Origin of the sequence: Micromonospora sp. M42, assembly GCF_000568915.1 — a bacterium.
Lineage (GTDB): Bacteria > Actinomycetota > Actinomycetes > Mycobacteriales > Micromonosporaceae > Micromonospora > Micromonospora chalcea.
The window spans coordinates 665,418-676,972 of sequence record NZ_KK037233.1; the positions used below are offsets into that span (position 1 = coordinate 665,418).

11 protein-coding genes and 1 pseudogene are annotated in these 11,555 nt (G+C 73.5%); 6 read left to right on the top strand and 6 right to left on the bottom strand.

Going from position 1 to position 11,555, the window contains the following annotated elements:
• The 5 genes and pseudogenes from MCBG_RS02635 to MCBG_RS02650 all read left to right on the top strand — a co-directional run.
• Nucleotides 1-1,529 (top strand): annotated as a pseudogene (locus tag MCBG_RS02635) (LuxR family transcriptional regulator); the annotation flags it as partial.
• A complete protein-coding gene (locus MCBG_RS34995; protein ID WP_369799255.1) occupies nt 1,502-1,666 on the top strand; it encodes a response regulator transcription factor in 165 nt (54 codons plus the stop codon). The pseudogene MCBG_RS02635 and the gene MCBG_RS34995, both read left to right, overlap by 28 nt.
• 112 nt (nt 1,667-1,778) lie before the next feature.
• A complete protein-coding gene (locus MCBG_RS02640; protein ID WP_043323591.1) occupies nt 1,779-2,549 on the top strand; it encodes a DUF5995 family protein in 771 nt (256 codons plus the stop codon).
• A gap of 96 nt (nt 2,550-2,645) precedes the next feature.
• Nucleotides 2,646-3,056 (top strand): hypothetical protein, encoded by a 411-nt coding sequence (locus MCBG_RS02645; protein ID WP_043323592.1) that lies wholly within the window; start codon nt 2,646-2,648, stop codon nt 3,054-3,056.
• Nucleotides 3,057-3,121: 65 nt separating this feature from the next.
• Nucleotides 3,122-5,218 (top strand): APC family permease, encoded by a 2,097-nt coding sequence (locus MCBG_RS02650; RefSeq protein WP_043323594.1) that lies wholly within the window; start codon nt 3,122-3,124, stop codon nt 5,216-5,218.
• A gap of 9 nt (nt 5,219-5,227) precedes the next feature.
• Here the strand turns inward: MCBG_RS02650 and MCBG_RS02655 are convergent, their stop codons facing one another.
• From MCBG_RS02655 to MCBG_RS02680, 6 genes are all read right to left on the bottom strand, one after another.
• Entirely contained in the window at nt 5,228-6,190 is a 963-nt protein-coding gene (locus tag MCBG_RS02655; RefSeq protein ID WP_043323596.1) for a TIGR03557 family F420-dependent LLM class oxidoreductase, read from the bottom strand.
• Between the two features lie 168 nt (nt 6,191-6,358).
• Nucleotides 6,359-6,565 (bottom strand): hypothetical protein, encoded by a 207-nt coding sequence (locus MCBG_RS02660; RefSeq protein ID WP_030504423.1) that lies wholly within the window; start codon nt 6,563-6,565, stop codon nt 6,359-6,361.
• 121 nt (nt 6,566-6,686) lie between these two features.
• Complete coding sequence (locus tag MCBG_RS02665) at nt 6,687-7,886, bottom strand: low temperature requirement protein A (RefSeq protein ID WP_043323599.1); 1,200 nt, start codon at nt 7,884-7,886, stop codon at nt 6,687-6,689.
• A 220-nt stretch (nt 7,887-8,106) separates the two neighbouring features.
• Entirely contained in the window at nt 8,107-9,213 is a 1,107-nt protein-coding gene (locus MCBG_RS02670) for a helix-hairpin-helix domain-containing protein (protein ID WP_043323601.1), read from the bottom strand.
• Between the two features lie 243 nt (nt 9,214-9,456).
• Nucleotides 9,457-9,804: a TcmI family type II polyketide cyclase gene (locus tag MCBG_RS02675; RefSeq protein ID WP_043323603.1), complete on the bottom strand. Its 348-nt coding sequence runs from the start codon at nt 9,802-9,804 to the stop codon at nt 9,457-9,459.
• 63 nt (nt 9,805-9,867) lie between these two features.
• Nucleotides 9,868-10,668 (bottom strand): AfsR/SARP family transcriptional regulator, encoded by an 801-nt coding sequence (locus tag MCBG_RS02680; RefSeq protein WP_113972844.1) that lies wholly within the window; start codon nt 10,666-10,668, stop codon nt 9,868-9,870.
• 429 nt (nt 10,669-11,097) lie between these two features.
• Between MCBG_RS02680 and MCBG_RS02685 the strand changes: the two genes are divergently transcribed.
• A complete protein-coding gene (locus MCBG_RS02685) occupies nt 11,098-11,451 on the top strand; it encodes a TcmI family type II polyketide cyclase (RefSeq protein ID WP_043323608.1) in 354 nt (117 codons plus the stop codon).
• Nucleotides 11,452-11,555 lie beyond the last annotated feature (104 nt).

Below are 11,555 nucleotides of genomic sequence, written 5' to 3' on the forward strand. Positions count from 1 at the left end.
GGCCCGAGCCGGTCGAGGTGGACCGGGCCGAGCTGCTCAGCCACGCCGCCGAGGCCGCGCACCACAGCGGGGAACACGCCCGCGCTCTGACCCTGCTGGAGGAGCTGGCCGCCGAGGAGTCCGGGCCGCCGGTCTGCGCGCTGCACATCCGCCGCGCCCGCTACCTGGCCGCGGCGGGCCGGTCCGCGCCGGCCGAGGAGGAGTACCGGCGGGTGCTGGCCTCGCCCGACTGCACGCCGCACGAGCGCTGCACGGCCGCGGCCCGGCTGGCCGAGCTGCTGCTGCACCTGGGCCGCTACGCCGAGGCCGGTGAGCAGGCCCGGGAGGCGCTCGCGCTCGCCGCCGACGTGCCGGGCTCCACCTCCGAGGTGGTGATGGCCAGCGCCGCGCTCGGGTTCAGCGAGGCGTTCCTGGAGGATCCGGCCGCCGGGCTGGCGGTCATGCGCCGCGCTCTGGACACCGCCGAGCGCTCCGGCGGCCCGGAGGACGTGGCGTGCGCGTACCTGCACCTGGCCGACCTGATGACCGGGCCGCTGAACATCCTCGAGGAGGGTGTGGTGGTGGCCCGCCGTGGCGCCGAGCGGGTCGCCGAGCTGGGGCTGGGCCGCACCTGGGAGACCCGGCTGCTGGCGGTGGCGACGAACGGGCTGTTCCGGGTGGGGCAGTGGGCCGAGGCGGAGAAGGTCGTCGCCGCCGCGCTGCGGCACCGCCCCTCCGGCGCCGACGCGGTCGAGCTGCTGCTGGCCCGGTGCCGGCTCTCCGTCGGGTACGGCGACGTCGAGGCGTCCGACCGTGACCTGGAGGCGGTCGCCACCATGCTGGCCGGCGGCGGCGCCCGGCACGTGCTGCCGATGCTCATCCTGCGCGCCGGCCTGTCCATGTGGCAGGGCCGGCACGACCTGGCCCGGCAGGCGGTGCAGCGGGGCCTGACCGAGAGCCGGTCCGACGACGTGATCGTGCTGGCCACGCTGGCCTGGCACGGGCTGCGCGCGGAGGCGGAGGCCGCGGCCGGCCGCACCATCGAGCCGGATCCGAACGCGGTACGCCGGCTGCGCGAGGCGGTCGACCGGGTGACCCGCAAGAGCGCCCGCGCGGGCGCGCCGGTGCGGTACGTCGCCGACGGGTTCCTGGCGCTCTGCGACGCCGAGCTGAGCCGGCTCGACGACGGCCGTGGCGACCCCGCGCTGTGGGAGCGTTCGGCGCTCGAGTGGGACCGGCGCAACCACCCCTATCCGGCGGCGTACTCCCGGTTGCGGCAGGCCGAGGCGCTGCTGGGACGGCGCAGCCGGGTGGCCACCGCGGGCAAGCTGCTGCGCCAGGCGTACGAGATGGCCCAGTCGCTCGGCGCGGTGCCGCTGACCGCGGAGATCCGTACCATCGCCTCGCGGGCCCGGGTGACCGTGGACGCCGCGCCCGGCCCGCGCCGGTGCCCCGGCCACGGGCGGCGCCGGCCGGGCCCGCGGTGGACGAGCTGGCCACGCTCACCGCGCGGGAGCGGGAGGTGCTCGCGGCGGTCGCCGAGGGGCTGACCAACCGGGAGATCGGCCAGCGGCTGTTCATCAGTGAGCGGACCATCGGCGTCCACGTCTCGCACATCTTCGACAAGCTGCAGGTCCGTACGCGGGTGCAGGCCAGCGCGATCTTCCTGCGCAGCCGTCCGGGATAGACGTACGTCGGCAATACGTCGTTCTACCGATCCGGTGCGCGGGCGCCGGCTGGCACGCTGTGCGCCGGAGCGCCGGTGGCGTCGTGGGGGCGCCGACCATCGTGGAGGAGAAATGACCGAACCGGTCTGGGGTCCTGTGCACCAGGACATCGTCGGGTTGCTCGCCGATCACCCGGCCGACGTGCCGGCGGTCGTGGACCATCTCACCAAGCTGCAGGATCTGCTGGTCCGGCTCCCCCCGCTGGAGGAGAGCTGCCCGCTCGCCGACTTCAACAAGCTCTACCTGGTCATCACCAGCACCGTGCTCGACGGCCTGTACGACGACCGGTTCCGTGACCCGGCGTTCCTGGCCCGCCTGGACGTGGAGTTCGCGGCCCGGTACTTCGACGCGCTGCGGTTCTGGACCGACTCCAGCCCGAGCACGCCGAAGGCGTGGGCGTGCCTGTTCAAGCGGATGCGCGGCCCGGACGCCCGGCCGCTGCCCTCGGCCGCCGCGGGCGTCAACGCGCACATCAACTACGACCTGCCGTTCGCCCTGGTGACGACGTTCGACAGCCTGGACTCCGAGCCGATCGACGGCAGCGACCAGCACCGCGACTACCTGGAGATCAACAACATCTTCGCCGAGCGGATCCCGCAGCTGCGCCGGGGCTACCTGGACAACTGGCAGCTCATGATCGACATGGTGAACGGTGACATCGACGACTGGTACCAGGGCGAACTGGTGGAGTACACCCGGAACGTGGCCTGGCGCAACGCGCAGAAGATCTGGCGCTGCCGCCACGACCCGGAGGCCCGCGAGTGTGAGCGGACGCGGCTGGACGACAACGCCGCGCTGCTCGGCCGGCTGCTGCTGTCGCCCCTCGGGGCGTTCCTGCAGTAGCCGGGACGGGGGGTTCCCGCGTCCCGCCGTCCGGGCGCGGGACGCGGGAACGCCGCCGGCGGGTGTCGGCCCCGCCGGACCGGGTACGTCGCCGCCGTGCCGCGAGACGAACCGACCCGCCGTTTCCCGTTCCGCTTCGACCCGGTCTTCCGGCTGCCCCTGGCGCTGCTCGGGGTACGTCCCGCCACGGCCTGGGTCGACTGGGGCCCGGACGGTCTGCTCGTCCGGTTCGGCCCCTGGCTGCTGCGCACCACCAGGGACAACGTCACCGGCGCCGAGCTGAGCGGGCCGTACCGCTGGTGGCGGGCGATCGGCCCGCACCTGTCGCTGGCCGACGGCGGGGTGACCTTCGGCGCCGGCCTGGCCGCCGGGGTCTGCCTGCGCTTCGCCGAGCCGGTGCCGGCACTGGCGCCCGGTCCGTGGCTGCGGCACCCGGCGGTCACCGTCACCGTGGCCGACCCGGCCGCGCTGCGCGACGCGGTGACCGCCGCCGCAGCGGATCTTTGACCGGTTCGGCCGGGCCGCGACCGGGACAACCCCTACCGTCTTTGCCAGGGGACGAAGGGGAACAGATGGGGCAGGCGGGGGACGCGGAACAGCCCAGGCGTACGCGGGAGCGGCGCCGGGAGGCGCACGCCGCCGCGGCCGCCCGGGCCGGCCGGCACGGCGACCACGCCGAGCGGTCCGGTCGTCCCGTGCCGGAGCTGCCGGAACGGGTGGCCGCCCCGGCCCGGCCGGCCCCACCGCCCGGCCGGCTGCACCGGTGGCTGTTCGCCCACCGCGTCGAACCGGTCGGCCCGGAGGTAAGGGAGCACCAGACCCGGTCGCACCCGTGGTGGCAGGTGATGTGCCTGACCGGCGTCGACTACTTCTCCACGCTGTCCTACCTGCCGGGCATCGCGGTCGTGGCGGCCGGCGCGCTCAGTCCGCTGGCCACCCTGCTGATCGTGGCGCTGACCCTGCTCGGGATGCTGCCGATGTACCGCCGCGTGGCCCGGGAGAGCCCGCACGGGCAGGGCTCGGTGGCGATGCTGGAGCGGCTGCTGCCGTTCTGGCGCGGCAAGGTCTTCGTGCTGGTGCTGCTGGGCTTCGTCGCCACCTCGTGGATCATCACGATCACGCTCTCCGCCGCCGACGCCAGCGTGCACCTGCTGGAGAACCCGGCCCTGCCCGCCGCGTTCCCGCACGGCCGGACAGCGGCGGTGCTGGTCACCGTGGCGCTGCTGCTCGTGCTCGGCGGCGTGTTCCTGCTCGGGTTCAGCGAGGCGGTGCAGGTGGCCATCCCGCTGGTGGCGGTGTTCCTGGCGCTGAACGCGGTGGTGGTGGTCGCCGGCGTGGCCGAGCTGGCCGCCGACCCGGCGCCGCTGGCCGACTGGACCGGCCGGCTGGCCGACGCCGGCGGACCCGGGGACGTCCTGGCCACCAGCGCGCTCGCGTTCCCGCTGCTGGTGCTCGGCCTGTCCGGCTTCGAGACCGGGGTGAGCATGATGCCGCTGGTGCGCGGCCGCGGCGCCGATCCGGAGCAGCGGCTGGCCGCCCGCATCCGCAACACCCGCCGGCTGCTCACCGCCGCCGCGCTGATCATGTCGGTCTACCTGATCGCCACCACGTTCGTGACCACCGTGCTGATCCCGCCCGAGGCGTTCGCGCCCGGCGGGCCGGCCAACGGCCGGGCGCTCGCGTTCCTCGCCCACGAGCATCTCGGCCAGGCGTTCGGCACCGTCTACGACATCAGCAGCATCCTCATCCTCTGGTTCGCCGGCGCCTCGGCGATGGCCGGGCTGATCAACATCGTGCCGCGCTACCTGCCGTCGTACGGCATGGCGCCGGAGTGGGGCCGTGCGGTCCGCCCGGTGGTGCTGGTCTACACCGCGATCAGCGTCGCCATCACCATCGCGTTCGCCGCCGACGTCAACGCCCAGGCCGGCGCGTACGCCACCGGCATCCTGGCGATGATGGTCTCCGGCGCGATAGCGGTGACCATCGCGGCGCTGCGGGCCGGCAGCCGCGCGGCCGGCGCCGGGTTCGCGCTGCTCACCGCCGTGCTGCTGTACGCGCTGGCGGAGAACGTGGTGGCCAAGCCGGACGGCATCACCATCTCCGGGTTCTTCATCGCCGGGATCGTCGCGGTGTCGCTGATCTCCCGCGTCACCCGGACCACCGAGTTGCGCGCCGAGCGGATCGAGTTCGACGAGGCGGCCCGCCGGTTCGTCGACGAGTCGGTGGCCCGGGACGGGCGGCTGCACCTGATCGCCAACAAGCGGCAGCGCGGGTCGGTCAAGGAGTACCGGGTCAAGGAGCGGGCGCAACGGTCGATGAACCCGGTGCCCGGCGCCGCCGACGTGCTCTTCCTGGAGATCGACGTGAGCGACCCGTCGCAGTTCAGCCAGGTGCTGCGGGTGCACGGGGTGGAGGCCGGCGGCTACCGGATCCTGCGGGCCAGCAGCCCGGCCGCGCCGAACGCGATAGCCGCGATCCTGCTGGCGCTGCGCGACGCCACCGGGGTACGCCCGCACTGCCACTTCGAGTGGTCGGAGGGGAACCCGATCGCGCACCTGCTGCGCTACCTCATCCTCGGCCGGGGCGACACGCCGCCGGTGGTGCGGGAGATCATCCGCAAGTCCGAGCCGGATCCCACCCGCCGTCCCGGCATCCACGTCGGCGGCTGACCCGCCGGGCTACGACCCGAGGGCCCGTACCCGGGCCAGCAGGTCGCGGGCGCAGAAGTCGAGGAAGCCGTCCGGGTCCGGGCCGGCGTTCTGCAGCACGATGTGGTCGAAGCCGGCCTCGACGTACGCGCGCGCCTTCTCCACGTGCGGCCCGGCGTCCGGGCCGACGGAGAACTGGCTGCGGATGTGGTGGTCCTCGACCCAGGTGGTGGCGGCGTCGAAGTTCACCGGGTTCGGCAGCTCGCTCATCACCTTCCAGCCGGTGACCGCCCAGCGGCTGGTCTCCTTCGCCGCGCGTACCGCCGACTCCTCGTCGGTGGCCCAGGCCATCGGCACCTCGGCGTAGCGGGGGCCCCGGCCGCCGGCGTTGCGGTACTGGTCGACGATGGACGCCTTCGGCTCGGTGGCGAACAGGCCCGTGCCCAGCTCGGCGGCCAGGCCGGCGGACTCGCGGCCGCTGGCCGCCACGGCGATCACCGGTAGATCGTCGGGCAGGTCCCAGATCCGCGCGTCCTCCAGCTTCAGGTGCCGGCCCTCGTAGGACCGGTAGCCGCCCTGCCAGAGCAACCGGATGATCTCCAGCGCCTCGCGCAGCCGCTCGTGCCGCCCCCGTACGCTGGGGAACCCCTGCCCGACGACGTGCTCGTTGAGCCGCTCGCCGGCGCCCACGCCGAGCGTGAACCGCCCGTTGGAGATCAGCGCCATGGTCGCCGCGGCCTGCGCGACGATCGCCGGGTGGTAGCGGACGGTGGGGCAGGTGACGCCGGTGGCCAGGCAGAGCGTGCTGGTACGGGCGGCGATCGCGCCGAGCGCGCTCCACGTGAAGCAGGAATGCCCCTGCGACTCCAGCCAGGGGTGGTAGTGGTCGCTCATCTCGACGAAGTCGAAGCCGACCTCCTCGGCCCGGATCGCCTGCCGGATGAGTTCCCGGGGCCCGAACGCCTCCGAGGCGAGCTTGTAGCCGATCCGCATGCCCGGTTCTCCGTTTCCGTCGTCGGCGAACCGCTGCCGTTCCCGCCCCTCCGCCGGGCAAACCCCGACCAAACCCAGCCTCCTAGGACGCCTTAGGGGTGGTGGCGTGCCGCGCCCCGGGCACGGAACGGCCCGCGCTCGCCGGGCGGGCGCGGGCCGGGAGGCGGTCTACTTCGAGGGCTCGGGCAGCTTGCAGTCCACCTTCGGGTTGGCGCCGATGTAGTTCAGCGGGCCGGCCACGATGGTGACCAGGATCGTGCCCGCCTCCGCGCAGTTCGTCTCGTCGTTGCCGTAGTAGCCGCGCTGACCGGCGGCGATGGCACCGATGATGAGCCAGATGACGACCAGGACGCCGAATATCGAGGTGCCGCGCATCAGTTGCCTCCACTGGGGTTGTGGTGGATTCGAGGTGGAGGCCATGTACCCCGGGCGGGTGATCCGCCAAACGGCGCGCTGGTGCCCGGCGCGGCCGATTCCGATTACCGGCGGCGCCCGCTCAGTGCGGCGGCATCGGCTCCTCCGGCGGGCGGCCCCGGCTGCGGTGGTAGTCGGCGGACGCCACCCCGGCCAGCACCAGCATCGCCCCGGCCGAGGCGTAGACCGGCGCGAGGAACAACCCGGCCGGCGCGATCGTGAGCAGCGCCAGCACCCCGCCCGGCCGGGACGACGACACCCGGCTGAACACCTCGTACTCGAAGGCGGCCCGCCCGGTCAGGAACAGCGCCGGCCCGCCGAGGATCACCGCCAGCCAGGCCGGTGGCGTGTGCCCGGTCGGCTCCAGCAGCACCAGGTCGAAGCCCGCCGCGGTGGTCACCACGCCCGCCACCATCATCAGATGGGTGTACGGCGCGGTGTTGAGGAACCGGCTCGGCTGGGCGGCCCGGGCGATGGCGTGCGGCAGCAGCTCACCGGACTTGTGCACGTAGATGCGCCAGAGCAGCAGCGTGGTGGCGAACGCAACGGTGAAGGCGGCCAGGTTCTCCACCTCGGAGTGGTGCAGGCTGAACACGGTGCCGGCGACCAGCACGGCGTCGCCGAGCGCGATGATGAAGAACTGTTGGTACCGCTCGGACAGGTGCTCGGCGGTCACGTTGCGCTGGGAGTCCGGCACCGCGCCCAGGACCGGCACCGGGTACGCCAGCCGGAATCCGAGGTAGTCGATGGCCAGGGCGCCGAACCATAGCAAAAGCCGTGCGGTGCCGTGCGCGGCCAGCGCGCCGACCAGCCAGGGCACCGCTGACACGGCGAACCAGACGAAGATGCGCAGGGCCCGCTGGTTGCTCTGCGGGTGCCGCCGTACGGCGGGCATGAGGAACAGGCCGCGTCCGAGATGGATCGCCACGTACGTGCCGGCGAACACCAGCCCTCGGGAGCTGAACGCCTCCGGGATGGCGGTGGTCATCAGCAGCGCGCCGAACATCACCGCCACGATCAACAGCTTGATCTCGGTGCGCTGCGGATCGTAGATGTCGGTGACCAGCGTGGTGATCGCCCAGGTCCACCAGATCGCCATCAGCATGACCAGGGACTCGGCGGCCCGCTCCCAGGTCACCGACCCGACCAGGTGACGTGAGATCAACGCGAGCGCGGCCACGTAGACCAGGTCGAAGAAGAGTTCGAGCAGCGTCACCCGGCGCGGCGCCTCCGGATCGCGGACCGGCGGTCGCCGGCCGGGCTCCGGCGCTGCGGTGGGCACGACATGCTCCTGCGGGTGGCGGTTCGTGCGGCGGGCCGTGAGGGCCCCTCACCGACCGTAGCGATGCCTGTCCGCAAGCGGTCAGTTTTCCGACATACCGGTCCGGGTGGTGGCTGATGGTCGCGCGGTGATGTCACCACTTCGGGGTTCTGGTGGGGCGGGAAACGCGCCGGGCCGGTGGCGACGATCGTCACCACCGGCCCGGAACACGGAGGAGCGTCTACTCGGCACCGGCCGGGAGCACCCGATCGGCCTCAGCGCCGGCACCCGCCAGCACCTTCGCCTGCTGCGGCCAGGTGGCCAGACCCGGCGCGGAGCGCAGGCCGGCGGCCTTCACCGTCTGCCGCAGTGCAGCCTCGTCCAGCTCGGCGAGCTGCCGGTAGGTGCGGATCCCGGCGTCCTGCAGGGCGGCGGCCAGCTTCGGCCCGATGCCCTGGATTCGCCGGAAGTCGTCCGACGCGTCGGTGTCCGCCGCGGCCGGGACATTCTCGACCGAAGTACGCGGCGCGGGCACGGCGACCGGCTCGATGGCCTCGACCGGCGCGGCCTCGGTGGCCGGCGCGTCGACGGCCGTGCCGACCGCGGGCTGCTTCTCCGTGGCGGGCTCGTCCTCGGCGAGGGTTGCCGAAGCCGCCACCGGCTCGGCGTCAACGGTGGCCGGAACCGTCACCGAGTCGGAGTCAACGACGGCCGGAGCCGGCTCGGCGTCGGCCACGGGCGCGGCAACCGGCTCGGCGTCGGCCGAGGGCGACACCGGCTCGGCACCGACGGGCTCGGACTCGACCCGCTCGGAGGCAACGGGCGCGGAAACGACCGGCTCGGAAACGACGGGCTCGGCGCTGACCGGTTCGGACCCGACCGGCTCGGAGGCAGCGGGCTCGGACCCAATGGGCTCGGCGGCGACGGGCTCGGCAGTGACCGACTCAGACACGACGGGCTCGGCGGTGGCCGGCTCAGACACGACGGGCTCGGCGGTGGCCGGCTCAGACCCGACCGGCTCGGCGGTGGCTGGCTCAGACGCGACCGGGTCGGAGGCGGCGGGCGAGGACTCGGCCGGCTCGTCGGCGGTGCGGGCGGCGGTGGCTACGGCCGGTTCGGCGGTCGCGGACTCGGTGGGGGCGGGCTCGGTCACGGTGGCGGTCGCCGGCGGCTCGTCGACCACGGCGACCGGACGCGGCTCGTCGACGGTGGCGGTCACCGCGGGGGCGCCCTCCACCGTGGGCGTCGCCGGGGCGCCGGGTCGGCGGCCGAAGAGCACCCAGCCGGCGACCAGTCCGATGAGCAGGGCCAGGATCACGAACAGCCACTGCCCGAAGCTCGACGGCATGGCCAACCTCCTTTTATGTACGTGCACGACGGTGGCGAAAGACTCGGGGCAGCTTCGCACACGCGCGCCGACGACGACAGGCAGGCTGGTGCCGGGCCGCGACTGCGGGACGGGTGGTGTCCGCCGGTGGCCGGCGAGTGACCGAGCGTGCGTCGGGAATCGAATGGTGCACGGCCGGGAGGCGCCCCGGAACCTGGGTGCCGTGCGTGGTTCCGGGGCGCCCCGTCCGTCGCCCGTGTCCGGTCAGCGGATCCGGTCGGGCGCAGGGGTGCCGGCGGCGGTCCAGCTGTAGAAGCAGCCGGCCACCGCGTCCCGGGGCGAGTCCCAGGTCGGCAGGTACGGCGAGGTGTGCGCGGACAGCCGCTTGTTCACCTGCTCGTAGAGCGGGTGGTCGCGTAGTTCCGCGGTCAGGTCGGGCGCCACGTCGACGGTCTCCATCAGATGGACGCACAGGTCGTGCAGGTAGTACAGGGACCGGTGCCGCACGCCGCTGAGGTGGGGCAGTTCCGTCGCGTCGGACTCGGCGAAGATCTGCGCCACCCGTCCCTGTGCGCCCGGCACGATCCGGCTGACCACCAACAGTCGACTCATCGTGTGACCCCCTCTGCCGCGCGGTGCTGGGCTCACCGTGCCGGTCGCGCTGTCACCTCGCCGTCACCGCGTACCCCGGGGGATTGATGGCGGTGCCGCCTTGGCGGCCCGGTCCGTGCGGCGCGGCGGCGGCGGTTCCGGGCGGCTGGCCCGCCGGATCGGCGCGAGCGTGTCGTCCAGCAGCGCGGTCATGGCCGGGGACGGTTCCAGGCGCAGTTCGCGCAGGAGCAGGTCACGGTAGACGTAGAAGGAGTGGACCGCCTCGAACGCGTTGCCCTCGGCCAGGTGGATGCGGACCACCAGGCGGTGCGGGGTCTCCCGCAGCGGTTCGGCGGCCATCGCCTCCAGCGCGGCCTCGAGCGCCTCGCCGTGCCGGCCGGCGGTGAGGTGGTTGCCGGCGAGTTCCTCCAGCATGTGCAGGCGCAGCTGGCGCAGCCGTTCGCGTTCCAGCAGCACCCAGTCGTCGTACCAGCCGGGGAGCAGGTCGTGGCGTCCGGCGCCGGCGGCGCCGCGGGGGACTGCGCCTTCGCGTACCCGGGTGGCCGTCTCCACCAGGTCGTCCACGTCGAGGCGGACGGTCGGTCCGAGGCGGACGGTGTCGCCGTCGGTGCGCAGCGGGCAGCACGGGTCCTGCCGCAGCCGCCACAGCGCGGTCCGCAGCGACGACAGCGCGCGCTCCTCGGGGGTCTCGGGCCAGAGCAGACCGGCGAGGTGGCTGCGGGTGGCGGCCGGGCGCAGGCCGATCAGGGCGATGACGCGCTGCAGCCCCCGGGGTACGACCACCGGTGTGTCGTCGTGCAGCAACTGGAAACCGCCGAGCAGGTGCAGTGCCACCCGTGGGGCGGGTTCGCCCGCCGTCGGCATCCTCGATCCACCCGACACGGCGCACCCCCCAGCACCGGAACCCTCGTCCCGACCGTCGTCTCCCGGCCCGTCGCCCGCGACGCCGGTGTCGGAACGCCTCCACCACGGTCCGGAACCTCCACCGTGGCCGGGCTGACCGAGACGGAGAATATCAATGCCTGTTACTCTCAGTCAACGGTCGGTCGGCCACCTGACCGTCCGGCGCGGACCCGTAACACGCCTGTGATCTGCGAAAAAGTGTCGCCGCCCGGAATCCGGAAGGTGATCTTTCCATAGCTCACGCACAGCTCCCGTCAACGCAGCGTCACCATGTTTGTGGCGCGATGGGGTGCGGTTGACGCCCGGTAGACGGCCCTGGCGGCACCGTGTGGCAATCCGTGCGGCGCGACCGGTTCGCCGCGCACCGGGACGTACGCAGGGAGGCCGCGAATGGACCGTTCGCTCATCGTCGCCAAGGTGGTGCCCACGGCCGAGGACCGGGTGGCCGAGATCTTCGCCGAGTCCGACGCGACCGAGCTGCCCGGCCTGGTCGGTGTCCGGCACCGCTCGCTGTACCGGCTGCACGATCTCTACGTCCATCTGCTGGAGACGGAGACGCCGGCGCAGGGCGCGGTGGAGGACAATCGCGGGCACCCGGAGTTCATCCGGATCAGCGAGCGGCTGCGGCCGTACATCTCGCCGTACCTGCCGACCTGGCGCTCGCCCCGCGACGCGATGGCGCACTGCTTCTACCGGTACGACGCCCCGGCCCACCTGCACGACGCCGCCGGGCGGCTTCAGTGACCACCACCGCGCCGCGCGACGAGCAGCTGTGGTCCCGGTGCGACGGGTGCGCGTTCGCTGCTCTACCGCAAGCGGGCTGCCCGCAACCCTGGACGTGTGCCCGG